We start from the raw sequence: 24,169 nt of genomic DNA on the forward strand, positions 1-24,169 counted from the left end.
ACGGTGCGTGATCCATGCGTGGCTTCGATTCACTCTCTCATTAAATTCCCCCTTCGTGTCAATCTACCCATATCCTACCAAACTGGGCGTGAAGATAGTGTGAAGAATCGAGGCTGCGGTCTAACGCCAAAAAACCCGGCTTGCATCAATCGCAAGCTGGGCCGCTTCGTTCAACTCTATCGTACACGTATGGGTCTTCACACCCAAAAAGGACCGTCCGGTCGAGTGGATCCGGACGGTCCTTCTTATTTGAGCTGATCAATCGTGAGGCTGACTTTATAATTCGCGAATCGCAGCAGTTGTTCGAGAAATGCGCTCAAGTCAGAGGGCGATGCAACACGAACACGCATCCAATAGCAGCCTTCGCCGCTGACGCTATAGACTTCAATCACTTCATCGCTGCTGGCGACGAAGGAGCGGAATTGCTGATGTGCATGATTGGAAGTCAGGAAAATCGTGATGAGCGCTTGGACGGATTGCCCGAGCTTATCTCGATTCCACCTTACCGTATACCCTTCGATAATGCCGATGTCTTGCAGCTTGCGCACGCGAGCACCGACCGCTTGCCCCGTTAGGTGGACGATTTGACCAATTTCTTTGTGAGATCGGTTCGCATCTTCGATCAATAATTGGAGTATATCCAAATCTACGGAATCAATGGTTCCATCATTCATTTGCTGAACACCTCTATGCAACGTATAAAATTCTTACATGTTGAAAGTAAGAATCGCCGTTTCCTTTCATCCGATTATTTATGTGGTTCATGATCCTGTGTATCATTGTATCAGGAAGTAAAGGAGGATGTCAGGATGAAAATACAATTGATAAGAAATGCAACATTATGGCTTGAATATGCAGGTGTTAAGATCCTCGTGGATCCAATGTTTAGCGATGCGGGTGCAAATCCGCCGATTATAAACTCCAATAATGATCGACGCAATCCACTCGTGCCGCTGCCAGCAGAAGTTGCAGCATGGCAGCATCCCGATCTGATGCTCGTCACCCATCTTCACCTGGATCATTTCGATGAGGCGGCGGTTACACACCTATCGAAGTCAACGCCGGTCCTGTGCCAACCTGGTAACGAGGGTCAAATTCAATCACATGGATTCACGGACGTCGAACCGATCGATACAACGCTAACCTGGAAGGAGATCACCATACATCGTACCGATGGTCAACATGGCACGGGAGAGATTGGTCAGTGGATGGGCCAAGTATCCGGTTTTGTCCTGCAAGCAGCGAACGAACCAACGTTATATATCGCTGGCGACACGATCTGGTGCGATGACGTCGTTCAAGCTCTGGATGCGTATCACCCTGACGTAACGGTAGTGAACGCCGGAGGCGCGCAGTTCGTTACTGGCGATCCGATCACAATGAACGAAGCGGATGTCATCGCTGTGTGCGAGCACGCACCTTATACGCAAGTTGTTGCCGTCCATATGGATGCGATCAATCACTGTCATGTCACACGCGCGAAGCTTCGGGAAGAACTCGCCGAATCAGAGAAGACCTATAACGTACTTATCCCGGAAGACGGCGAATGGATCTAAGATCGACACCGCAGATAGCCTGATTACATGCGCTCAGGCGTTGGCAGCCCGAGCGTTTGCAGCGCATCGCCAAGCGTCTCGTGGAACTTGGACGTCAACCAGATACGGAATGCCTTCGAAGCTTCATCGCCTTTCAGAATTGGACATGCGCCGTAGAAGTTATTAAATAACGTCGCGAGCTCATGGGCATACGTACAGATAAGGCTCGGGGACAACTCCTCGGCTGCTTTGTGCAGCGTATCGGGCCACAGCGCGATCTGCCTTAAGAGTGCATATTCTGCGCGATGTAACAGAGGGAACACGGCAGGGTTCTGCGGCATAATCCCATGCTCTTCTGCGGCGCGGTTCAATAGGGTGCTGGCTCTGGCATAGGCGTACAGCAGGTAGACGCCGGTATTGCCTGAGATTTCGGTCGCTTGCTGCAAATCGAAGACGACTTCGGTCTGCAGGTTGAACCGCAGCAGATAGTATCGTATTGAAGCGGCTGCGATCAGCCGACTGGATAGTCCATCCGAGTTAGAGCGGTTATCCGCGATGACTTGTTCCATCAGATCGAGCAGCTGTGAAATTTTAATTCCAATCCCTTGGCGGCCGGACATTGCGTAAGCAGCTTTGCCATCTGACGTATCGATGCCGAGCTCTGCCGCCGATCGCGGACTGAGCGAGACTACGCCATAGCTGATATGGCGTAGTTGATTCGCTTGAGCTGTGAAGCCGAGCACTTCTAGCGCCTGCTTCACCATCATCTGCGGATACGCTTGGCGTGCATCGATGACGTTAATGACGGTGTCGGCCTGACCAAAGGCACCAGCTTCGGCATGGGTTCCAGACCCTCCGGCTGCAGTCGTGGTGAACAACCCGTCTGCGAATCGCTTGTAACCGAAATCTTTGCCCAGCAAGCCGAACTTCCAGAGATGATAGGCGATATCTTTGGCCGTATACGTCAGAATGCCATTGGAACGCACCAATACTTTATCCTGCTGATGCTCGCTGTCTACCTCTGATTCATCCCCGTGCTCTTCAACAGCCCCTGTCTCCCCTTGCTTCAACACCCAACAGCCAGCCAGCTTGCCTGTTGTCTCCTGCTTGAATTGCGGTGTCTGCTGCAGCAGTGCAAAGGCCGCATCCCAGAACCCTTCCCGCACAATATTGCTCTCCCACACGAGCAGATGATAACCTATCCCGAACTGCTCCATCTCCTCCAATTGCTCGCGAACGATGCGCTCTGCGACCAGCATCCCCATCCAAGCGATGTTATTATTGCCTTCTTCCAGCGCGTGAAGGATCGTGGAACGCTCTTGTTCTAAGGCAGGGCGAACCTTGTATTCCCGATGCAGTGAGGAATAGACATCCCAGCAGAAATCCCCGAACCTCGCATGCGCTTGTTGAAGCGGCGTATGAAGCATTCCGACAACGGTGTCGGCGAGTTGATTGCCAAGATCATCAATGTAATTGTGCACTTCGACCCCCATACCTGTGCGTCTTAACAGACGGACGATGCTGTCGCCAATGCAGGCATTGCGAAGATGGCCGATATGGGCAGATTTGTTCGGATTAATGGACGTATGCTCGACAATCGCCTTCTTCTGTTCTCCACGCGCCTCAAGCTGCCAATCCTGACGGGCCCATACGCCCCAATCGATGAAGAGATTCATGAATCCAGGCGGTGCGACCTCGATCTTAACGACGAGTTGTTCCATCATCCCGTCTTGCGTGAGCTGTGCCGCAATCTCAGAAGCCAAGATCATTGGTGATTTGCGCATAACCTTGGCCAGCAGCATCGCAATATTCGTGGAATAATCCCCGTGCTCCATATGGGATGGCTGCTCAATCCGCACGGCGACTTGCGACTGTTGCTCCGAAGCAAATGATAGCTCATAAAGACGTGTAATGGCTTTCTCAATCTGCGTGATGATAAACGATTGTAATCTCATACGAATTCCTCCCTAAAAATGAAAAAAACAGCCCTGTCTCTATGAAGAGACGAAGGCTGTTGCTTCGCGGTACCACTCTTGTTGCTAGACATAATGTGTCTAACCCCTCTAGCCGATAACGGACGGCGCCGAATCTCCCTACCACAGCGACTGCAGCGCGCTGGTTCAGCAGATTTTCTCCCGGGTCCGCTTCATTCATGCTGTCGTACCGGCTCACACTATCCCGGTTCGCTTGGACGCTTCACATGAATTACTCTCCCGATCAACGAAATTGAAGATATATTGTCAAACACTATACAAAATCTGTGAAATAAATGCAAGTGGCTGATGACCGGGAACGAGTCTATGTTAGTTTTCGGGGTCCTACTTTGTGGGGTTATTTTAGGGGTACGCTACAGAACCGCTTGATTATAGATACAGTTTTCTATACATTTAGAAGATAAAAATATCGATAACCGTAAGGGATAGGAAAGGAGCGGAGGGGTGTGGCATTGGATTATCGCTTGCGTGTAAGTTTTACGCCTTTGCATGAATTTATTAGCAGTCTGCATACTTATTTATGCCGTAAATCCTATAAAAAAATCGATCTCTCGATGGAATGGGTGGAGACAACGCAAGAGCGGTTATCGCCGGAACTTCGAAGTATGCTCGATAATACCGAGGTGAATGGCGATTGGAGATTTATCTATTTGCTGGCCCTTGTCTGTCCGGACTCGACGTCTCCCGAAGAGCTCGTGACGTGGATTGAAGGTCATTCCGTGGGTGAGTTATACGAACTGTTGTCGCAATATGGCAATGAATTTCCAGCTCAGATGGAGGCGTTCCGCACGCATGCTGTTCAATTGTTGACGGCTTGGAATGAAGAGTATTTCCGCCAACTGGACCCGGAGATCCTTCGGTTGCTTCATGCGGAAGTAGCTCGGAGAACGGAGATGTTGACCCAGCTGTCGCCAGAGGATTTCGTCGATGATACGACGAACGGGATGCTATTCACCCCAATACCGGGGCTTGAAGAATTGATCCTTGTTCCGCAATACCATTTTCAACCACTTAATGTCATTTGGCACTTTGGTAAAGTAACACTTTGCCACTATGCAGCAAGAGTGTATATGGACCAGCCTGGGGAGCTCTCTCCTCATCATTATCGAGTTCTTCGGACCATTGGCGAGAAGAGCCGAATGAAGATTTTGCGTTATTTGCACCATGGTCCGCAGCCTTTTACCGAAATTGTTCGTCATCTGAAAATTTCCAAAGGGATTACTCACGATCATATTGGGAAACTGCGCAGTGCGGGATTCATTCATGCCCATGTCGAAGGAGAAGTTACGACGCATTATAGTCTTCGGCTCAAGGCAGTAAGGCAAATTGACGAGATTCTATACCGCTACATCACTACGATGTCGCAATAATATAGTCAGCGAAATGAACGTTGGATCTTTTTTTGAAAATATTTTTCTTCTATTTCTCGCCTAGACGCTTCCCGTCCTTGAAAGGACGCCGGAGGCGTTTTTTTTGTCTAGATGACTTTTTATGAACTTGAAATACATTCTCTTTACACAAAACTTTTTTTAAGTTCTCTATTTACAGAACACATTTTGATTCTTATAATAAAACCAATCAAACTAATTCATACCTTTCGGGTCGGAATTTAATGTGTAATTCAATTTATTGGAAACGGGGAGATGTATTATGAGAAAAGGTTTATTTTCTGTACTAACGATTATCATTAGCGGGGCACTCTTGTTATCTGCTTGTTCATCACCAGCTTCGACGCCTGCAGCAGATAGCGGCAAGACGGAAGCTGCGACGACAACCTCCGAGCAGACAACGCCGGCAGCTGGAGGCATTACCAGCTTGGTGAAAGCTTCGGATTTATCCAAACTTCCGGAGAATGCAAAGAAACGTACGGATACGATCATCGTCGGTTTAACAGATCCAAGTGGTGCCTTTACACCTTATTTCCTACAGAGCGGCTATGATGGCAACGTGACTTCGGTGCTCTTCTCTTCACTGGTTAAAGTCGATGAGAAAGGCCTTCCGATCCCTGGTCTTGCAGAGAAATGGGATATCTCGGAAGATCAATTAACCTATACATACCACCTTCGCAAAGATTTGAAGTTTAGCGACGGATCCCCGCTTACAGCAGATGATGTCGCCTTTACATGGACGATTCTGCATGACAAAGCCTACGATGGCCAATACGATATCCTCTCGACGAATGTCAAAGGCGGTAAAGCCTACAAGGAAGGCAAAGCTTCTTCCATCGAAGGAATCAAAGTCATCGACCCGCTTACGATTTCGGTAACTTTGGAGAAGGTGAATGCAACGGCGCTTACCGTACTCGGTTCGGATGTCTTGTCCAAAGCTTACTACGGCAAAGACTACAAGTTCGGCCAATTGGATTACATCAAAAATCTGCATGCCAAACCGCTCGGCAACGGACCTTACAAGCTGGATAAATTTATTCCAGGCCAGGAAGTACGCTTCGTAGCGAACGAGAACTACTATGCTGGCAAGCCGAAGACCGAACATTTCATCTACAAAACAACGGAAGGCGACGCATTCCAATTCATCGAGACAGGGGAGCAGGACTACGGCAGCTTCTCGGCCACAACAGACAATATTGACCGTCTGCAGAAGCAAGGCTTCTTGAATCTAGAGCCTTATACAGCGAGCAACTATGGCTACCTTCAGTTCAATATGGAGCATGAAGCATTGAAGGATAAACGCGTTCGCCAAGCATTAACTTATGGATTGGATCGTCAGACGATTTATGTGGATTCGAATCAGGGGGCAGCGACCATTGCGAATATCCCAACGCAACAAAGCTCATGGTCTTATACAGAAGAGGGGATTAACCCGTACAACTATGATCCGGAAAAAGCGAAGCAATTGCTGGATGAAGCAGGCTGGAAGGAAGGCAAGGATGGTATCCGTGAGAAAGACGGCAAGAAGCTGAGTGTTCACTTCATCGGCTCTAAGAAGAAAGGAACGGACATCTTCATCGCGGTGGCCAAAGAAAACTATGCGGCGATCGGCGTACAGCTGGAAGCAGAACAATTCGCGGACTTCAATGCACAAATTGCCAAGTTCGAGAGCGGTGACTTCGATCTGGTCTCCTTCTCCACATCGGTTCTAGGCGATCCTTCGGAGGGTGTTATGTCCTTTGTTGACGGCGAAGTGAAAGGGTACGACAATCCAAAAGTGAAGGAGCTCTATGCAAAGGGTCTTGCAACAACAGATATCGAAGAGCGTAAAGCGATCTATAAAGAGCTGTATCAAGTGATCAACGATGATGCACCGTATATTTTCACAAGCTATAGCAAATTGATCCTGGCATACAACGGCCGTATTGAAAATATCAAAGTCAATCCATCGCAAGGCATCTCAGCGAGTTTGCCGGAGTGGACTTTGAAATAATATCACCTTTTCGTCCCTTGTCGTGTAGACAGGGGATGGACTATGAAGGAGCCAAATATGAGCACGTATCTAACAAAACGCCTGATCTATATGGTATTGATATTACTTGGCGCTTCGATGCTGATTTTCTTCTTATATGCCCTGACGCCTGGGGACTTCGTATCCAGCAACATGAAGCTGACGGCGGATCGGAAGGCGGAGCTTCGGGAGATCTATGGTCTGAACAAGCCGTTAATTGATCGTTACCTTCTCTGGATGAAGAATGCGCTGCATGGTGATTTCGGCTATTCGCTTGCACAGCAGAAGCCAGTGCTGACGCTGTTCAATGAATATATCTGGAATTCATTCCTGCTCGCGATCACTTCGACCTTCTTGACTTGGCTGCTCGCCGTCATTATTGGGGTTATCTCGGCATATCGTCAGTATTCTTGGTTCGATACGCTTGTGATGATCGGGATCTTCGCGGCGATGTCGATTCCGTCGTTCTTCATCGGACTATTCCTGATCAAGACGCTGGCTGTGGATCTGAAGTGGCTGCCTCCGGGCGGCATGATGACAACAGGCAGCAATGCGACGGGGATAGCTTATATCAAGGAGGTCATTAATCACATGGCGCTGCCAGTGATCGTGATGACGCTGCTTGGTGTAGGATCGTTAACTCGGTATTTCCGCAGCAATATGATCGACGTTATCAAACAGGATTACATCCGTACGGCCCGTGCCAAAGGGATGACGGAGAAGACAGTATTATTCCGTCATGCGTTGCGCAATGCACTCCTGCCTGCGATTACGCTCGTCGGCTTCGAACTGCCTGGGCTTTTTGGTGGTTCGCTCATTATTGAGAAAATATTCAATTGGCCGGGCATCGGTCAGCTGTATATGCAATCTTTTGGCGCTAGAGATTATCCGCTGCTCATGGGATTTACGATGTTCATCGCCATTCTCACGGTCATCGGTACACTCGTATCTGACATTCTATATAACGTCGCGGATCCGCGCGTGAAATTGTGAGGGGGGAGCATATGTCGATGGTTCAAGGTGAAGTCGTCAAAGGTCGTAGCAGCAAGCTCCCCGTAGCGAGAACCTCGCTATGGATACAGTCCATGCGGAAACTGCGAAAAAATAAATTAGCCGTATCAGGTCTTATTTTCATTGTGTTTATGTTCGCCGCTTGCTTCATTGGGCCGTTCTTCTCGCCTTATACGGACGGCAAAGTGAATGTGACGGCGATGAATCATGCGCCAAATCTCAAGCATTGGCTGGGAACGGATTTGTTAGGACGCGATGTCCTGACACGCCTGCTCCAAGCCGGTCGGATCTCGCTGACCGTTGGTCTTGCTTCCATGCTGCTATCGGTCTTTATCGGCAGCTTGCTCGGTGCGATCGCGGGCTACTATCGCGGCATCGTGGATCAAGTGATCATGCGAGTCGCTGATCTATTGCTCTCCATCCCGAGTCTCCCGATCTTGTTCATCTTAGGGGCCTTGTTATCCGAGTGGAAGATTCCGACGGATTACCGGATGTATATTGTCATGATGATGCTGAGTTTCGTTGGTTGGCCGGGTCTTGCGAGACTTGTCCGCGGGCAGATGCTGAGTCTTCGTGAACGTGAGTTCATGCACGCGGCTGTTGTCCTTGGTCTAAGGGATCGGCGCAAATTGTTCAATCATCTGCTTCCGAACTTATTCCCTCTCTTAATTGTCGTAGCAACACTCAATATCGGTGGAGCGATTCTATCGGAGTCGGTGCTGAGTTATTTCGGTCTCGGTGTCATGCCGCCTACCGCCACATGGGGGAATATGATTGATGCGGCGAATAGCATCATTGACTTCGAGAAACATCCATGGCTCTGGATTCCGCCAGGCTTTGCGATTTTCTCGACGGTCATCGCCATTAATATATTCGGTGACGGGCTTCGGGACGTACTGGATCCCAAACAGAGGAAGTAGGTGAATGAGGATGAAGAACACATTAGAAATCGACAATTTAAGTACGTATTTCTATACCGAGGATGGTACGGTAAAGGCGATTGACGATATAAGCCTGCGTGTGCGAGAAGGGGAAACCGTCTGCATCGTCGGCGAATCAGGCTGTGGCAAGAGCATGACAGCGATGTCGATCATGGGATTAATTGAGGGGCCCTCAGGGAAAGTCGTGAACGGTCGGATTGGATTCGAAGGGGAAGATTTGCTGAAGATGAGCAAAAATGAACTTCGAACGATTCGCGGTCATGAGATCGCGATGATCTTCCAAGAACCGATGTCCTCGCTCAACCCAGTGCTTCCGATTGGCCAACAGATCACGGAGCCGCTGATGGAGCATATGAAGCTGAGCAAGAAAGAAGCGCGCAAACGTGCCATTGAGCTGATTGAACAAGTTGGAATCTCGAGAGCGGAGCAAATTTTTGATTCGTATCCCCATGAATTGAGCGGCGGCATGCTGCAGCGGATTATGATCGCCATTGCGATCTCCTGCAACCCGAAGTTGCTGATTGCCGATGAACCGACGACGGCGCTCGATGTCACGATCCAAGCGCAGATTCTGGATATGCTTCGCGAGATCAAGGCGCATTCGAATATGTCGATCCTACTCATCACCCATGATCTGGGTGTCGTAGCAGAGATGGCAGACTACGTCATCGTGATGTACTCCGGCAAAATTGTCGAGGAAGGCGAAGTGGTCGAGCTCTTCAACAACCCGAGACATCCATATACGCAAGGCTTATTGAAGTCGAAGCCGATCATCAATCAGCGGCAGGACCAGCTCTATTCGATTCCAGGACAAGTTCCGAACCCCTTGTCTCTGACGGAATCTTGTTATTTCCATGATCGCTGCGGCGAGTGCATGTCGATATGTCAGTCGAAGCAGCCGCAATTAAAAGACATTGCAGACCGCCAGAAGGTGGCATGTTGGTTATACGAGGAGGCGGCCGTTCGTGTCTGAACCTATCGTTGAAGTAAAGAATTTGAAGAAGTATTTTCCGATTACTGGCGGGTTATTGAATCGTACGATTGGTCATGTGAAGGCTGTCGATGATATTAGCTTGTCGATCCGAGCAGGCGAGACGTTCGGCCTCGTCGGGGAGTCGGGCAGCGGGAAGAGCACGGTGGGACGCACCATTCTGCGCCTAACCGATAAGACATCCGGTGAAGTTCTGTTCAAGGGGATCGATCTTCACACGCTTCCTCCGAAGGAGCTGCGGAAGCTTCGTCCGCAAATGCAATTGATCTTCCAAGACCCTTATAGCTCGCTTAATCCGCGTGTCCGCGTAGGGGATGCGATTGGAGAGGCATTACTCGATCACGGTATATTGCAGAAAGGCGAAGTCCGGGACCGTGTGGAAGAAGTGCTGGCAGCCTGTGGCTTGTCATCCTATCATTATGATCGGTTCCCGCATGAGTTCTCCGGCGGACAACGGCAGCGTATCGGTATCGCACGAGCGCTTGTCCTTGATCCTGCTTTGATTATTGCAGACGAACCGGTGTCGGCGCTTGATGTATCCATCCAAGCTCAGATTATTAACTTGTTCCGCGGCCTTCAAGAGTCGCAAGGTCTTACGTATCTATTCATTTCGCATGATCTAAGCGTCGTCGAACATTTATGCACGCGAATTGGCGTGATGTATTTGGGCTCGATGATGGAGACGGCTCCGCGCGACGAGTTGTTCCGTAATCCGCTGCATCCATACACGAAGGCGCTGCTGTCCGCGGTACCGATTCCCATTCCGAAGCTGAAGCGGGATCGTATCGTACTCAAAGGGGACATTCCTAGCCCGGCGAATCCGCCGTCAGGCTGTAAGTTCCATACGCGCTGTCCGTTTGCGACGGAGATCTGTAAGGCAGAAATTCCGCAATTCCGTCATGTCGGTAGCGACCATTATGTGGCGTGCCATTTGGTGAATTAATGAAGAATCGTTCTAAGGGAAGAATCTCTTGCGGCGAGCCTTTTACCGAATTAGAAGGAATTGATCTTGTGGCAATAAATTAAATTGTCGAATTCGCTTAAATTTGGAAATCACAAACATAAATGCAACAAAATCATAATAAACACCTATCCTACATCTTCCATTTCCTGTATATTTATACGTAGGGAGTGGGTAAAAAGATGGACTTTCTTGTAGAACGCCAAGCATTCGATTCCTCAACGGATGAAAGCTTGGTATGGGTATGTTTTAAGCCGATCATCGCGACCTACAAAGAGTTGATGCAGAAGAATGAAGAGATGGGCGGAGACGGCGTATTAGCCAAAGTTCAATTCTATAAACAGTTGACCCCGGGTCAACAAGCGTTATTTATGTATTGTTCCTATCATCACCATGCCATACAATCCCAAGCCGAGTTCTACTGGTGGAGTGCGTACTTTTTTGCGCAGCCGATGTTCTGGTCGAGTCTGAAGAAGGCGGTTCAGTATTTTGGGGAAATTACAATGCTGAGACTGCTCGAGGAAGTAGAGAAGGTATTTACTTCTAGACACGATACCCGGGACATTGACCAAATCCATCATATATATCACGATCTAGATGAGGATAAGCAAATGTTCGCTGCGATCTCACCGCTGGATCAAATGTTCCGTCAGTTCGGACCTGCCACATTACAGCGGATTGGCGCTTATATTCGGTGTTATCCGGCAGAATTTGTCCAATGCATAGACGAGGAAACAACGAGTAGTGAGATGGAATCATTACGAATGTTCTGAAGCTTCCCCCGTATAATGAGTAAAGGAAGTTCTTGCGAACATCTGCCATCAAGGATAGAAGGATGTGGTGAGCATGATATCGAGAATGATGCGAATGCGGGCGCAATCGAAGTATTCGGCAGCTTCTGTCCTATCTCTACTAGGCGTCATTGTGCTGCATACGGTGCACTGGCTCTCGGCCCCCATGCTGATGAGTACCATGGCGACGATGCATCATCATGATATGGCTGCGGGTTCGTCGACGTTCATGAATGTGTTCATGATTCTGGTCATCGTATTGAATGTGGTGGGTATTCTCTTTGCTGTTCGACAGTTGATCTATGCGGTGAAGCATCGGATGGAGGGGCTGCACACGGTTTTATGCAGCATTTCGTCTGTATTGGTGATCGGACTCAGCGTGTATTTCACTTTGATGTTGTAAGCGATACTGTTTACGTTGTTCAGTACCAATGAACCCCGTAGTTCGTGGCAAAGGGTCATCCCTTTATCGCGTGATGCGGGGTTGTTTGTTTTAGCGGGATATGGCTTTTTTACAAAAATGTTAAATGGTACCGCTCTGTAATGTTCAATGAAATGATTAGTTTTGCCGATAAATGATAACAAGTGATAAAAAAAGATCATCAATTCTATTGACCATTTTAAAATAAAACTATTCCTAGGTATTTAGTAGGAAAAATTGGCGCTTGTATGGTTCTTTTCCCAATATATCAGTAAAATAAGGGTAGGAACACACAAAAATAACCAATTTATTTAAAAATGGGAAGGGGTTGTATGATGTATACCGTTGTTCAGAATCATTCACAACTGTTGGAGTTTCATCGCATTTGGACAGAGGTATGGCGTGAAAAAGGGTTTGAACTTGAATATGGGCAAGAAGTCCTGGATCGGCTGATCGTAAGCGATGAAGAAGGGGTGCATGTAGGTACTTTCGAAATTAAACCTTATCACGCTGAAAAGAGCAATCCCATTCACCAAATTGCGCCATTTCATGAGCAGCCAGAATTGATAGAACCTTCTGCGCGTGTCGCAGAAGTGGACAAAGTAGCTCTATTAAAACAATATCGGGGACCGAACATCTCGCGTTTGCTGTCGGCGATGGTGCATTATGCGGACAAGCATCATTTGAATTATTTTATTTGTTTGCTAGAGCCGGTATTTGCCCGTGCGCTTCGGGTATCGTTCCACGTGCCAACAACTCAGATTGCGGGTCGAACTGCTTATAAAGGAGATGATGTCATACCTACGATTATTCACGTGGGTGAAGTTCGTGAGAATAAATCCGATTTTGAATGGTTACTGCCGGATCCCCAAGAGGTAGAGGGGGTATCGATAGTAGGATAAATTAATGAATAGGAAGTGGAGAGGTTTGAACGAGCGGAATATTCTAGACAAGAGAAACCGATTGTTTGTCAAAATAATATGGGCGATGATTGTGTTAGGAACCGTAACGAATCTTGCAGCAGGGGCTCAGGCCGAGCTGATATACACGCTAGTCATTGGTGGATCGGTAGGCTGCGGGATTGCAACATTTTTGACGTATAAGCGTCTTGCAGTCCAATACATTATGTATTTCGTTCCCGTTATTATGACAGGACTTATTCTATTGCTGATGCTCTCTGACCCGAACCCAATCTTTAGTACATACCTCCTTGTGTATGTGAATATGGGTATCATGACGCTTTATTCGAACTTCCGTCCCGTGCTGTTGACTGGTGTACTTAGTATTGCTACAACGATCTATGTGTACAATCATCCGGTTTTGCATAATGCATTATTCACGAAGGAGCCACTTCTTTATTTGTTATTGTATGTGGTATTGGCGACCATTGCCTTGTGCGCATCAGCTATATTCATCGAGAAGCTGCAGCGGCAAGTGCTGGAGCATAGCGAAGCAGCGCTGCAATCCAAAGCGCAAACAGAGAAGCTGCTAACTGAGATTCGTGAATCCGTCACGATGTTGAATGAATTTAGCATAGAGCAGAAGGAACGCGTAGTGACGACGAGCAGCATTTCCCGCGAAGTCGTGGGAACCTTTGCTCAGATCGCAAGCTCGATTGAGCAGCAGACGAATAATCTACATCAAATGAATGCTTCGGTTCAAGCCGTGGAGCGTTCGTTGCGACATGTCGGCGAGGGCAGCGGGCAGTTGGATGAGGTTGCGACGGAGACGCTGAATCTGGTGACGCAAGGGAATACCCAAATATCAACACTCGTCCAAGAAATTGGACATGTCCAGTCCATGATCCGTGAAACGGTTCAATTGATGAATAGACTTACGGCGCAAACGGATCAAGTGGGAAGCATCGTGCAGACCATCAGTGAGATATCTGCTCAGACCAATTTATTGTCATTGAATGCGGCGATTGAAGCGGCTCGCGCAGGTGAGCACGGATCGGGTTTTGCTGTTGTTGCGAATGAAGTGCGTAAGCTCGCTGATCATTCTCAGCGTGCGGCGCAGGATATAGCCTCCATCCTTGAAAGTATTCAGAGCCAGATTACAGATGCAGCCCACCTAATTGATCAAGGCGAAGGCGCTGTAACATCAAGTGTCGAAGCAACGAATGCCGTAGAAGGCATCGTGCGGTTGATTATGGGGAATACGGATCAAGTCAACAGTCAAGCAGAGCTTATGCGCACTGCCGTAGCTGATCTGGAGCAGCAGTATGGTACGATGGCCCAAGGTATGATCTCCATTGCTACAAGTACGGAACAGCATATGATGTCGATTGAAGAAGTGACAGCGAGCATGGAACATCAGGATGGTCAAATTGGAGCACTCGTTCAAGGATATGATCGTCTGGATCAACGCGTATCCAGTCTGAAACAATTGGCAGAGCATCAAGCCTAACGGATTCATTAAGAATACATAGCAAAACCCCACTGTCTGGGAAAGGGTTCATTACCTTCTCTCAGAGCAGTGGGGTTTTCTTGGATTTGTGAATCAGTCGGACTAGCTATTCTCCACAATCGTATTGTACGTCGTACGATCGGTATGTTTCACGAGTTGGATGAGCAATTCTTTGGCTGCATCGATATCATCGGTATGTACAATCGAAGCAGGGGTATGGATATAACGGCCAACCACCCCGATAATCGTCGATGGTACGCCGATGCCGCTCATATGAATTTGACCTGCATCGGTACCGCCTGGCGATACGAAGTATTGGTAAGGAATTTTGTGCGTATCCGCAATATCCTGTACGAATTCGATGAGACCGCGATGCGTAATCATCGTCGGGTCGAAGATACGCAGCAATGCGCCTTTGCCCAAGTGGCCGAAAGAATTGCGATCGCCTGTCATGTCGTTGGCTGCGCTGCAATCCAGTCCATAGAAAATATCTGGTTGAATCAGATTCGCAGCTGTGCGCGCACCGCGAAGTCCCACTTCTTCTTGAACCGTTGCACCCGCGAACAGAATATTCGGCAGCTGCACTTTCTCGTTATGTAATTCCTTCATTAGTTCAATCGCAAGCCCTACACCATAACGGTTATCCCAAGCTTTGGCCATGATCTTCTTCGGATTGAGCATCGGTGTAAATTCGCAGACCGGCACAATTTGTTGGCCTGGACGAATACCTACTGCCTCGGCATCTTCACGGCTGTCTGCACCGACATCGATGTACATGACTTTCGGATCGACCGGCTTGTTCGCCGTTGCTTCATCCAGGAGATGCTTCGGAATGGAACCCACAACACCACGGATCGGGCCGTTCGGTGTGATGACATCGACTTGTTGTGCGAGGATGACTTGTCCCCACCAGCCGCCGAGGGTCGTAAATTTGATCATCCCGGTATCGGTAATTTGCGTAGACATGAAGCCGACTTCATCCAAATGTCCTGTCACCATGACGCGAGGTCCTTCTTCGTTCCCACGCATGACACCGAACACGCCGCCGAGTGCATCATGGATGATTTCATCGGTGTATTTCGAGATTTCGCTTTTGACGAGTGCACGAAGCCCACGTTCAAAACCAGATGCGGCAGGGAACTCCGTTAATTTGCGGAACAGATCCAACGTTTCTTGTTGCATGCTTATATACTCCTTTTATGAAAAAATTCAAGCCTGTTGAGGCTTCCAAATTAATCTACCTACAGTATGAACTTCTTGCGATTAGGAAGCAAGTTCGTGATGTGATAGCTAGAACCCTAACTTAATAATATTTAGTTGGATTTTGGGCAAATTCATAATCTGAGATTAAAAGATAAGATAATTTGTCCTTATTGTAAAAATTCATGGATACATAATAAATATTGTTAGTGTCTAATCCAAAATAATCTTTGATCATCGTAAACTTGTTATCCTTAAGTTCAAGAGCATAAGTCAAACTGATATTGCTATCGGATTCAGTAACAAGCCCCTTGTCACCGTATGTACTAATCACATCCGAGTACAAGTCATTATATCGGATGTCCCTTGGCGTAGCATATTTCGTATAATTAGGCGTGTTGTCATTTATACAAATGGCTATGACTCGATCATGATTTTTATTATCATAGCGGATTTCTATTCCATCATACTGATACGTATATACGACATTGTTAAATTCGTTCGGTTCGCCAATCTGCTTCTCAACTTCTGCTCTAGACATGCCTAATTTAATCATTGTTGAGTTTTTCTTATCATACAATGCTAACTCCTCTGTAGATATTTGATTAGGCTTCAACAATGATGCATCCAGATAATTTGGACTAGATGTACTGCAACCTGATACGAATATCATTGGAGAGATGAGTACTGTCTTCAAAATCTTCAAGTATATGACCCTCCGAGTTAAATTGGTTAATTCCTGTTACGGATGTTTATTTCTTTACATCCCCTCGAATCGAAGGTTCATCCCCGATCCGTTCCACACGTTCGAAGAACTCCGCGGTCGTCGCAGAACGCGGTCCACCCCACATCCGTTCAGCCAGAACCTGGCGCGGTCCGCGGGAGGCATCTTCGAAGTTGGATTCAGGAATGACGTGGACGCCATCTCCAACTTCCTCGCCTTTGAAGGAACGACCACTTTCATAGCCAACTCGGCCATCCGGCGTCTGGACTAGATCCCAGTAGTCGGACCAGATCGAGAGGAAATAACCGGTGATGTTCGTATGCGTTGTCGGCTCCCAAGTCTCATATACATAGTTGTTGTCCGGCAGTAACTGTTTGCCTGGTGTGACATAGAGGACATTGCCAGGCGAGGCATAGACGGTATAGCCTTCCTCCGCGAAATCGATCGCTTGCTTTGAATGGCTTCCTTCATCGCTCCAGACGGTAATGACGTTGTCCGGGTGTAGCGCGATGCTCGGATCATAGTCTTCGAAGCCGTTCCAGTTCATCGGGATTTTGCCGGCCTTCTTCACATGCTCGCTCATCTCATTGATGAATTCAATGAAGCTGTCGCCGATTTTCGGATGGTTTTGTTTAGCCTGATATAGGGCGAGCACCGCCGAAGCTTTCATGCATTCTTCCGTCTGAATTTCATCTGAGCCGATATGGAAGTAGGGCGATTCGAACCAAGGGATGAATTCATCCACGAGCTTCTTCAGCCATTCCCGCGTCTCGGGCTTGGTGTAATCCACTGTAAATTCAGGAATACTCCATCCGGTTGTATCCATATCCATCGAAGGGCAAGTGAACTTCAGCGCTGGATTATATTTATTGAGAATGGCGCAATGGCCCGGCATTTCAATTTCAGGAATGATCATGACATGATAACGCTTGGCGACAGCTTGTAGATGATCGATATCCGCTCTGCTGTAAGATTTGGTCGATGCGAGTCCCGGGTATGTCTCACTCTGCAATCGGAAGCCGTTCCATTCGCTGAAATGAAGCTGGAAGGTGTTCAACTTATGCCAGGCAAGGCGACGAATCGTATCCTCGAGATATGGCACGGAATAATATCGGCGTCCGACATCGAGCATGATGCCGCGGCGCCGATACGATGGGTAATCTCGTGCAACACCTTGTGGGACATGACTTTGCGCCTCCACATCGAGCGTTAGCATCTGCAGCAGTGTTCGTGTTCCGTAGAAGATGCCCGCAGCCGTTGGGGCTTGGATGCAGAGGCTATCGCTTACATCAAGGGCATATCCTTCCTCGCCAAGGGCCATGTCTTCCATATTCATAGTCAAGAAGAGATCGCCGTGCTCTGCAGCAGGAGCCGTATGAATCGTAAGCTCAAGCCCAGTTACTTGCTTCAGTTCATCTAGTAAAGCGTTTGCAATTTCCTGTAGCACATTGGCGTTCTTCGCATCAATGACAATTCGCGTTGTGTGATGGAATTGGAAATTACCTGTCCGCCCTGTCCACTCTCTTAAGCTAGGCACAATGGATGGTGCTGCATTGATCTTGCTCATCGCAAATTCCTCCATTTCTATTGGGAAAATATACAAAATGACGAGACTATCATATCACGATTGAATCGTAGGGAAAACCATACAAATAGCGGTGAAGCACCATACAACTTGCAGGTCCTTCACCGCTATTCGAGGGCATTGCTATACATTTAGGATTGTTGTACCGTTCGCAGTTGATCTTCCCATTCTTCGATGGTAAGCAGCGTGGTGATCTCCCGTAATGAAACAGGGACATCAATGTTCGCCATGAGCTCAAGACTGTTTCCGTCGGGATCATCGAAGTAAATCGAGGCATTCGCCTGACTCGGACGAACGAAGGGGTCGCCTGTCGCTTGTCCCGGAAAAATGACAGGCTCAATCTGCATGGATCGAAGCCATGCCGCAGCATGCCGAAGATCCTCATAAGTCGTTGTAAAGGCAATGTGACGCAGTGATGCATGGTAAGGCGTGTTGACCTGCTCTCCTTCCCATAAACCGAGCCAGCTCTTGCCTTTTTCTATCCATAAGAATGCGGTATGTTCGCCCTGCCATCTGGCGAAGGTTAATCCAAGCCGTTCATAGAACGAGATAGAGACCGCTAGACTGCGCACCGGCAAGTGGGTCTCGTATAAGCCTCGAATCATAGAATCTGCGTCCTCCTAAGCGATATGCTGTTCATCGGCATCCGTTTCAAGTTGTTGATCGGCGGTGAGCTGCTTACGATACACGATGCTGGATACACCGACACTAATCTCATATAGGATGAGCAGTGGAATGGCAACCATCAGGTGAGAGATCAGCTCTGGAGGTGAGATCATGGTCGCAACGATGACGAGAATGAAGTAGGCATATCTTCTGAACTTGTGCAATTTCTTCGGGTTCAGGATGCGCAACTTTGTCAGGAACATGACAAGGACAGGCAGCTCGAACGCTAGGGACACCGGGATAACCAGGCTGAACATGAATCCAAAGTATTGCGACACGCCGTACGTCGGAATCAGATGCATGCTTACAGTCATCCGGGTCGTGAACTTGAACGCCATCGGGAAGACGACTAAGTAGGCGAAAGCAAGTCCGACGATAAGCATGAGACAGACGAACGGGATGTATCGTAAGGTCGCCTGCTGCTCCTTCTTCCGCAGTCCTGGCTTCACGAATTTCCAGAGCTGGAATAGGGTGAACGGCAGGGTAATGACGCAGGCGAATAGGATCGTCACATTCATATAGACCTTAATGGCATCCCACGGTGAAAAAGCATTCCATTCGAACGTCGATCCTGGCGGAACGCTTCTGAGATAAGCAATCAATTGCTGGGAAATAAAAAGGCCAATAATGGCCGTCAGGAAAAGTACTGCGATGATCCATATCAACCGTCTGCGTAGATCACCAATATGTTGTAAGATGGCTTGTAGTTTCTCGGGCATCCTTATCACCTAGCCGCAGCTTATTGCTGCGTGTTTTTGTCTTTTTCTTCGGATTCGGACCGCAGCGCAGCAGGAGAAGATGTTTCTTTCTTCGCAGGTTCGGTGTCTGACATTAAACCGCTCGTCGCATTTTTGAATTCGCGCAGTGTTCTGCCTGCGGCACGGCCGAGTTCGGGTAATTTGCTAGGACCGAATATGATAAGCGCTAAAATAACGATCATGATAAAACCGCTCGCTCCGATGTTGCTGAACATGATATACGCCTCCTAATAATTTAAGCTCGTTCAATTTGGACTCATTACCAATTATAAACGGAATCTAGGCATATGACCAATATCTTTTCCATGAAATTCATCACTTGGATTTGATAGATATATAGAAATGCGACTTTCTGAATTTATGTCGCGAATTTTAAGTTATCTGTCGTGTAAACATAGTGAAATAAGCTAAAATGATATGATAGATTATGTTCATGATGTCCTAATATTAAATACAGAGGTGAGCTTAAGAATGATTAGAATCGGAAAAATTAGTTATTGGCACGTACATGCATGGGATTACACGAAGCAAGCGCAAGAGCATCCAGAGGCGGAGATCGTTGCGGTATGGGATGAGAACCCAGCGCGTGGTCAAGAAGCGGCAGACAAACAAGGGGCACAGTTCCATGCCTCACTCGAAGAAATGCTGCAGCGGAATGATATTGATGGCGTGATTGTGGATGCGCCTACATCGATGCACCGTGACGTCATACTTGCTGCGGCACGTGCGGGCAAACATATTTTCACCGAGAAAGTTCTAGCTCCAACGCTTCATGAAGTGAATGAAATTCTAAGCGCGGTGAAGGAGCACCATGTCAAATTGACGGTGTCTTTGCCAAGATTAAATGATAACTATACCCTTGCCATTCGTGACATCTTAGATCAAGGATTGCTCGGCAAAGTAACGCTCGTTCGCGTACGACTCTCTCACAATGGTGCGACGGCAGGTTGGCTGCCAGAGCATTTCTATGGTCTGGAAGAATGTCTGGGCGGCGCATTGATCGACCTTGGCTGCCATCCGATGTATTTGACACGCGTATTCCTCGGGGAAGAGCCAGTGGGCGTACAGGCGCAATTCGGTTATGTAACAGGCAAAGAAGTGGAAGATAACGCCGTTGCAACACTATCGACGACATCAGGTGCTGTAGGGATTGTGGAAGCCGGATTCGTTAACAACTTCTCTCCATTTACGATTGAGGTACATGGCACGGAAGGTACGCTCTTATTCGGTACGCCGGATGAGAAATTGCTACTGCGTACATCGAACCCAGCGAAAGAAGACGCTAACGCATGGGTAGAACAGCCGTTACCTACGAAGCGTGAGAGCGCATTCGAGCAATGGATTAACCATATTAAGAATGATACAACAGCAGATGAGAATATCGCGATTGCGGTGGAATTGACGAAATTAATGGAGGCAGCGAATCAATCGGCTCGCGAGCAGCGTAGTATTCGATTGGATGAGCTTCAAGCCTAAAATACTTTAAGGTTATGTTATGAGAGGTGTATGGAATGAGCAGTTTTCCTTATGAAGTGATGCGAGATCGCCAAGATGCGCTGGAAAGGCTCGATTTGAGCATAACATGGGGCAATTATGAAATTCGCGTTCTCCGGTTCCATCTCACATCTTTTGCACCAGGGAAGATCGTGTCGTTCCATAAGCATGCGGAATTTGAATTTCACTTCATCCCTCGCGGCAAAGGGAGTGTGATCCTGGTTGATGAGCCGTACACGCTTCGAGAAGGCATGTTCTATCTGACGGGGCCGGATGTGCTGCACTATCAAGAGGCGGATCCCCGTGAATCCATGGAAGAGTTATGTCTCCATGTGGATATTGTTGAGCGAGATGAGGAATCTCTGCTTGCGGATTCCCTAATCAATCCGTGGGAAGTGGATGAAGCACGCGATTGTGTGGAGAAGCTGAGGCAGCTTCCACTGAAGCCGACGATGGATATTTACCGAGCGATGCCATACTTCCTAGATGCCTACCAAGCAACGGCACAGCGGTATAACGGCGTATATACGACGATTAAGCAATGTATTGTCCAAATCTTACTGCGTGCGGTCCGTGCTTATTATTCGGAACCGAATGAAGCCGAACTGCCGTTCCGTGATATGAAGGCGTATCGATATCAATTGGCGCTGGAGTATATTCAGACGAATTCGACAGGCCAATTGATACTGAGCGATGTCGCAGATAAGCTTCATATCAGTTCGCGGCAGCTGCAGCGCATCTTGAAGGAGCAGGGGGATGGACGTTCCTTCAGTGAAATCGTAGAGGATGTGCGACTAAATGCGGTATGTCGGCGATTGGTTGAGACCACGATGCCGATTGAAGATATTGCGCTTAAAGAGGGTTTCTCGAACGGAAGCTACCTGCATACGGTATTCCGGAAACGGTATGCGATGACGCCATCGCTATATCGAAGAATGAATGCGAGGGGATAGGTGACAATGGCCATGGGAAGAGCAATTCGGATAGGGATTATTGGAAGCGGCGGTATTGCTGGCGGCCATGTTGAGGCCTATAAACGAATGGAAGACGTTGAAGTCGTCGCGGTGGCAGACATTATGCCGGGCCGTGCGGAGCAGTTCGTCCAGCGATGGGGGCTGCAGGGCGCCGCAGCTTATGAAGATCACCGCCACCTGCTGGAGCTGGATTTGGACGGCGTAAGTATCTGCACACCGAATGTGGCACATTCCCAGACGACGATTGACGCGTTAAATGCAGGTAAACATGTGATGTTGGAGAAGCCGATGTCGGTAACGCTCGAAGAAGCGGTCGATATGGTCCAGGTGGCGAAGAAGACCGGCTTCATGCTCAATGTCGGATTCCAGCCGCGTTATGACCCGAATATGAGCACGATTAAAAAAATGGTTGAGTCCGGTCAACTGGGTAAAGTCTACTACGTGGAAACCGGAGGCGGCCGTCGCCGCGGCATGCCGGGTGGATCGTTCATCCGTCAGGAGATTGCAGGGGCTGGCGCTATGGCGGATATTGGCTGCTACTCGCTTGACTTGGCGTTGAACACACTTGGGTATCCGAAGCCTCTGACGGTCTCGGCGTATACGTCGAACTATTTCGGCACGAATCCGAAATACCATGGGGAAGCGTCGAAGTTCGATGTGGAAGATTTCGGGGTTGCTATCGTGCGCTTCGAAGGCGATTTGGTGCTGAACTTCAAGACCTCCTGGGCGATGCATATGGACACGCTCGGTGCGACGATGTTCCTCGGGACGGATGCAGGGATGAAGGTAACGCCTGCTGGCAAAGGTCCGTGGAGCGGCGTATGGGATGGCAGCGTAGGCTCGATCTCGCTGTTTCATGATATCCAAGGCCATCATACGGAGAGCGCGATTCCGATCGTAGAGCACAAGCTCAATGTTTTCGAGGAGAAGGTGAAGGATTTCGTTCGCGCCGTTCGTGCCGGGGAGCCTGCACCGATTCCGGGTGAGCAGATTCTGCGGAATCAAGCGATTCTGGATGGTATCTTGCGTTCTTCGCAATTGAAGCGGGAAGTGGAGATTGTGATTCCGGAGATGTAGGGGAAGGGAAATACTTGATCGAATCAAACCGTTCTTTTTTGACAGGGTTGCTATGCTTCCATTGTCATGAAGGAGCGGTTTTATTTCTAGACTAGAGTCCACTATAGACAGACATGAAAAAAGCTCCAATACCTACAGTGATGTGGGCGTTGGAGCTTTCGTATTATTGGATTTTGACACTGTTTAATATTTCGTAGGTCTTTATTTAAGCTTTCACGGGAAGATGTGCCTTTACCGCCTCCATGGCTTCTTCGATCGTATTCACCTCAATGACAATGCGATCCCCTTCGTATTGGCTCATCGCATGTGCGTATCTTGGATCGTAATAATGTTCCAGCAGTAGCTTCACCGCACGTTCGAATTGTCCGATCAACAGATTGGCTTCGATTTCCTTCGCGATCGGGGTATGGATGCGATTCTTGATATGCTTGAAGGCTTGCACCAGGTCATCCTTATGCTGCATCGGCTGATAATCTTCGAGAATATGGCGTACCCGTTCCTCTAGCGGAAGCTCGATGAAGAGCTGGGTGCCGGATTCTTTCGAACGCACGACACAGTCGGGCAGCACGGCCTTACCGACACGTTTGCTCTCGCCTTCCATGAGGACATAAGGCGAACCTTGCAGCATGAGTGCTTGCTCGACGAGCAGCGCTTCGAAGGATTTCTGATTGTTCGCATGCAATCCGATATGTCCGAAGATCGAACCGCGATGACCCGCCATCGCTTCCAGGTCCAACACTGGGTATCCCTCGGATTGGAGGCGGCGTAGAATCAACGTTTTGCCAGTGCCGGTATTGCCGTTAATGACATATCCAGCCGGCGGCAGTTCCAACCCGTCAAGTGTAGCGACGACCCATTGCCGATAGGCTCGAACCCCGCCCATGAGGCGAGAAGCTTTGATGCCCATCAGGTCGAGCACCGTCGCTGTCGTCTTGCTTCGCATGCCGCCCCGCCAACAGAAGACGGCCTTTGGACCTTGGATTTGGGCGAAAGTCTTGATGAAGGTCGGCAGCTTGGCGGAGACAATTTCGAGTCCTCGGTCCTTAGCTGCTTCGACGCTAACTTGCTTATAAATCGTACCGATCTCAGCGCGCTCGGCATCATCGAAGATCGGGATGTTCAGACTGCCTGGAATGGTGTTCTCTTGATATTCGGAAGGCGAACGGACATCAATTAACGTCAGCTCTCCGGATGATCTACGTGCTAATAATTGTTCGATGGTGATATCTTGGAACACG

24 protein-coding genes and 1 other annotated feature are annotated in these 24,169 nt (G+C 48.5%); of the genes, 15 read left to right on the forward strand and 9 right to left on the reverse strand.

The genetic code is table 11. The features are described 5' to 3' along the window. Positions 1-18: 18 nt before the first annotated feature. Positions 19-258, forward strand: a complete 240-nt coding sequence (locus tag C558_RS33850; RefSeq protein ID WP_156826164.1) for a hypothetical protein — start codon at positions 19-21, stop codon at positions 256-258. Here the strand turns inward: C558_RS33850 and C558_RS0116975 are convergent. Beyond that, entirely contained in the window at positions 246-674 is a 429-nt protein-coding gene (locus C558_RS0116975; protein WP_018757487.1) for an Lrp/AsnC family transcriptional regulator, read from the reverse strand. The two genes, C558_RS33850 and C558_RS0116975, sit on opposite strands and share 13 nt — an antisense overlap. Positions 675-809: 135 nt before the next feature. Here C558_RS0116975 and C558_RS0116980 point away from each other — a divergent pair, with 135 nt between their 5' ends. Further along, on the forward strand, positions 810-1,556 hold the full coding sequence (locus C558_RS0116980) for an MBL fold metallo-hydrolase (protein ID WP_018757488.1): 747 nt from the start codon (positions 810-812) through the stop codon (positions 1,554-1,556). Between the two features lie 23 nt (positions 1,557-1,579). On the opposite strand, the gene C558_RS0116985 is transcribed toward C558_RS0116980, so the two are convergent. After that, the gene (locus C558_RS0116985) at positions 1,580-3,490 is read right to left on the reverse strand and encodes an arginine--tRNA ligase (RefSeq protein WP_018757489.1); all 1,911 of its coding nucleotides are present in this window, start codon (positions 3,488-3,490) and stop codon (positions 1,580-1,582) included. 42 nt (positions 3,491-3,532) lie between these two features. Next, positions 3,533-3,765, reverse strand: a binding site (T-box leader). Between the two features lie 210 nt (positions 3,766-3,975). Here C558_RS0116985 and C558_RS31255 point away from each other — a divergent pair. The 10 genes from C558_RS31255 to C558_RS0117035 all read left to right on the forward strand — a co-directional run bounded on the left by C558_RS31255 (position 3,976) and on the right by C558_RS0117035 (position 14,453). Continuing rightward, positions 3,976-4,899 carry an ArsR/SmtB family transcription factor gene (locus C558_RS31255; RefSeq protein WP_018757490.1) on the forward strand — a complete coding sequence of 308 codons (924 nt, stop codon included), beginning with the start codon at positions 3,976-3,978 and terminating at the stop codon, positions 4,897-4,899. Positions 4,900-5,179: 280 nt separating this feature from the next. Then, positions 5,180-6,910, forward strand: a complete 1,731-nt coding sequence (locus C558_RS0116995) for an ABC transporter substrate-binding protein (protein ID WP_018757491.1) — start codon at positions 5,180-5,182, stop codon at positions 6,908-6,910. 57 nt (positions 6,911-6,967) lie between these two features. Then, positions 6,968-7,921: an ABC transporter permease gene (locus C558_RS0117000; RefSeq protein ID WP_026263964.1), complete on the forward strand. Its 954-nt coding sequence runs from the start codon at positions 6,968-6,970 to the stop codon at positions 7,919-7,921. A 17-nt stretch (positions 7,922-7,938) separates the two neighbouring features. Further along, positions 7,939-8,859, forward strand: a complete 921-nt coding sequence (gene opp4C / locus C558_RS0117005; protein ID WP_425413948.1) for an oligopeptide ABC transporter permease — start codon at positions 7,939-7,941, stop codon at positions 8,857-8,859. Positions 8,860-8,869: 10 nt separating this feature from the next. After that, positions 8,870-9,853: an ABC transporter ATP-binding protein gene (locus C558_RS0117010; protein ID WP_026263965.1), complete on the forward strand. Its 984-nt coding sequence runs from the start codon at positions 8,870-8,872 to the stop codon at positions 9,851-9,853. Then, positions 9,846-10,814 carry an ABC transporter ATP-binding protein gene (locus C558_RS0117015; RefSeq protein ID WP_018757495.1) on the forward strand — a complete coding sequence of 323 codons (969 nt, stop codon included), beginning with the start codon at positions 9,846-9,848 and terminating at the stop codon, positions 10,812-10,814. The genes C558_RS0117010 and C558_RS0117015 overlap by 8 nt, the downstream gene beginning before the upstream one ends. 200 nt (positions 10,815-11,014) lie before the next feature. Beyond that, positions 11,015-11,605: a hypothetical protein gene (locus C558_RS0117020; RefSeq protein ID WP_018757496.1), complete on the forward strand. Its 591-nt coding sequence runs from the start codon at positions 11,015-11,017 to the stop codon at positions 11,603-11,605. Between the two features lie 73 nt (positions 11,606-11,678). Beyond that, positions 11,679-12,026: a hypothetical protein gene (locus C558_RS0117025; protein WP_018757497.1), complete on the forward strand. Its 348-nt coding sequence runs from the start codon at positions 11,679-11,681 to the stop codon at positions 12,024-12,026. 350 nt (positions 12,027-12,376) lie between these two features. After that, on the forward strand, positions 12,377-12,946 hold the full coding sequence (locus C558_RS0117030) for a hypothetical protein (protein WP_245583821.1): 570 nt from the start codon (positions 12,377-12,379) through the stop codon (positions 12,944-12,946). Between the two features lie 4 nt (positions 12,947-12,950). Continuing rightward, positions 12,951-14,453: a methyl-accepting chemotaxis protein gene (locus tag C558_RS0117035; RefSeq protein ID WP_040675236.1), complete on the forward strand. Its 1,503-nt coding sequence runs from the start codon at positions 12,951-12,953 to the stop codon at positions 14,451-14,453. A 102-nt stretch (positions 14,454-14,555) separates the two neighbouring features. On the opposite strand, the gene C558_RS0117040 is transcribed toward C558_RS0117035, so the two are convergent. The 6 genes from C558_RS0117040 to C558_RS0117065 form a co-directional block, all read right to left on the reverse strand. Then, complete coding sequence (locus tag C558_RS0117040) at positions 14,556-15,635, reverse strand: M42 family metallopeptidase (protein ID WP_018757500.1); 1,080 nt, start codon at positions 15,633-15,635, stop codon at positions 14,556-14,558. A gap of 121 nt (positions 15,636-15,756) precedes the next feature. Further along, the gene (locus tag C558_RS0117045; protein WP_018757501.1) at positions 15,757-16,359 is read right to left on the reverse strand and encodes a hypothetical protein; all 603 of its coding nucleotides are present in this window, start codon (positions 16,357-16,359) and stop codon (positions 15,757-15,759) included. 46 nt (positions 16,360-16,405) lie between these two features. Then, positions 16,406-17,944, reverse strand: coding sequence for a beta-N-acetylhexosaminidase (locus C558_RS0117050; protein WP_018757502.1), 1,539 nt, complete (start codon positions 17,942-17,944; stop codon positions 16,406-16,408). Between the two features lie 149 nt (positions 17,945-18,093). Further along, positions 18,094-18,567, reverse strand: coding sequence for a VOC family protein (locus tag C558_RS0117055; protein WP_018757503.1), 474 nt, complete (start codon positions 18,565-18,567; stop codon positions 18,094-18,096). 15 nt (positions 18,568-18,582) lie between these two features. Then, positions 18,583-19,347, reverse strand: a complete 765-nt coding sequence (tatC, locus tag C558_RS0117060; RefSeq protein WP_018757504.1) for a twin-arginine translocase subunit TatC — start codon at positions 19,345-19,347, stop codon at positions 18,583-18,585. A gap of 20 nt (positions 19,348-19,367) precedes the next feature. Beyond that, the gene (locus C558_RS0117065; protein WP_018757505.1) at positions 19,368-19,601 is read right to left on the reverse strand and encodes a twin-arginine translocase TatA/TatE family subunit; all 234 of its coding nucleotides are present in this window, start codon (positions 19,599-19,601) and stop codon (positions 19,368-19,370) included. A 256-nt stretch (positions 19,602-19,857) separates the two neighbouring features. On the opposite strand from C558_RS0117065, the gene C558_RS0117070 reads away from it, so the two are divergent. Genes C558_RS0117070 through C558_RS0117080 form a run of 3 tightly spaced genes read left to right on the forward strand, consistent with a single transcriptional unit; the run spans position 19,858 to position 22,931 of the window. After that, a complete protein-coding gene (locus tag C558_RS0117070; protein WP_018757506.1) occupies positions 19,858-20,862 on the forward strand; it encodes a Gfo/Idh/MocA family protein in 1,005 nt (334 codons plus the stop codon). Positions 20,863-20,897: 35 nt separating this feature from the next. After that, entirely contained in the window at positions 20,898-21,833 is a 936-nt protein-coding gene (locus C558_RS0117075) for an AraC family transcriptional regulator (protein WP_018757507.1), read from the forward strand. A gap of 12 nt (positions 21,834-21,845) precedes the next feature. Then, positions 21,846-22,931: a Gfo/Idh/MocA family protein gene (locus C558_RS0117080; protein WP_026263966.1), complete on the forward strand. Its 1,086-nt coding sequence runs from the start codon at positions 21,846-21,848 to the stop codon at positions 22,929-22,931. Positions 22,932-23,136: 205 nt separating this feature from the next. Here the strand turns inward: C558_RS0117080 and mnmH are convergent, their stop codons facing one another. Then, positions 23,137-24,168, reverse strand: a complete 1,032-nt coding sequence (gene mnmH / locus C558_RS0117085; protein ID WP_018757509.1) for a tRNA 2-selenouridine(34) synthase MnmH — start codon at positions 24,166-24,168, stop codon at positions 23,137-23,139. Between the last annotated feature and the right edge of the window lies 1 nt (position 24,169).

The sequence above is a fragment of the Paenibacillus terrigena DSM 21567 genome (assembly GCF_000374845.1).
GTDB lineage: Bacteria > Bacillota > Bacilli > Paenibacillales > Paenibacillaceae > Paenibacillus_K > Paenibacillus_K terrigena.

Excerpts from the sequence above, each read along its gene's own strand:
- C558_RS0117065 (WP_018757505.1), bottom strand. The coding sequence starts at position 19,601 with ATGTTCAGCAACATCGGAGCGAGCGGTTTTATCATGATCGTTATTTTA.
- C558_RS0117030 (WP_245583821.1), top strand. The coding sequence starts at position 12,377 with ATGATGTATACCGTTGTTCAGAATCATTCACAACTGTTGGAGTTTCAT.
- C558_RS0117055 (WP_018757503.1), bottom strand. The coding sequence starts at position 18,567 with ATGATTCGAGGCTTATACGAGACCCACTTGCCGGTGCGCAGTCTAGCG.
- C558_RS0117075 (WP_018757507.1), top strand. The coding sequence starts at position 20,898 with ATGAGCAGTTTTCCTTATGAAGTGATGCGAGATCGCCAAGATGCGCTG.
- C558_RS0117050 (WP_018757502.1), bottom strand. The coding sequence starts at position 17,944 with ATGAGCAAGATCAATGCAGCACCATCCATTGTGCCTAGCTTAAGAGAG.
- C558_RS0116975 (WP_018757487.1), bottom strand. The coding sequence starts at position 674 with ATGAATGATGGAACCATTGATTCCGTAGATTTGGATATACTCCAATTA.
- C558_RS0117040 (WP_018757500.1), bottom strand. The coding sequence starts at position 15,635 with ATGCAACAAGAAACGTTGGATCTGTTCCGCAAATTAACGGAGTTCCCT.
- C558_RS0116985 (WP_018757489.1), bottom strand. The coding sequence starts at position 3,490 with ATGAGATTACAATCGTTTATCATCACGCAGATTGAGAAAGCCATTACA.
- C558_RS0117010 (WP_026263965.1), top strand. The coding sequence starts at position 8,870 with ATGAAGAACACATTAGAAATCGACAATTTAAGTACGTATTTCTATACC.
- C558_RS0117000 (WP_026263964.1), top strand. The coding sequence starts at position 6,968 with ATGAGCACGTATCTAACAAAACGCCTGATCTATATGGTATTGATATTA.
- C558_RS0117080 (WP_026263966.1), top strand. The coding sequence starts at position 21,846 with ATGGGAAGAGCAATTCGGATAGGGATTATTGGAAGCGGCGGTATTGCT.
- C558_RS0117070 (WP_018757506.1), top strand. The coding sequence starts at position 19,858 with ATGATTAGAATCGGAAAAATTAGTTATTGGCACGTACATGCATGGGAT.
- C558_RS0117020 (WP_018757496.1), top strand. The coding sequence starts at position 11,015 with ATGGACTTTCTTGTAGAACGCCAAGCATTCGATTCCTCAACGGATGAA.
- C558_RS0116995 (WP_018757491.1), top strand. The coding sequence starts at position 5,180 with ATGAGAAAAGGTTTATTTTCTGTACTAACGATTATCATTAGCGGGGCA.
- C558_RS0117025 (WP_018757497.1), top strand. The coding sequence starts at position 11,679 with ATGATATCGAGAATGATGCGAATGCGGGCGCAATCGAAGTATTCGGCA.
- C558_RS0117035 (WP_040675236.1), top strand. The coding sequence starts at position 12,951 with ATGAATAGGAAGTGGAGAGGTTTGAACGAGCGGAATATTCTAGACAAG.
- opp4C (WP_425413948.1), top strand. The coding sequence starts at position 7,939 with ATGGTTCAAGGTGAAGTCGTCAAAGGTCGTAGCAGCAAGCTCCCCGTA.
- tatC (WP_018757504.1), bottom strand. The coding sequence starts at position 19,347 with ATGCCCGAGAAACTACAAGCCATCTTACAACATATTGGTGATCTACGC.
- C558_RS0116980 (WP_018757488.1), top strand. The coding sequence starts at position 810 with ATGAAAATACAATTGATAAGAAATGCAACATTATGGCTTGAATATGCA.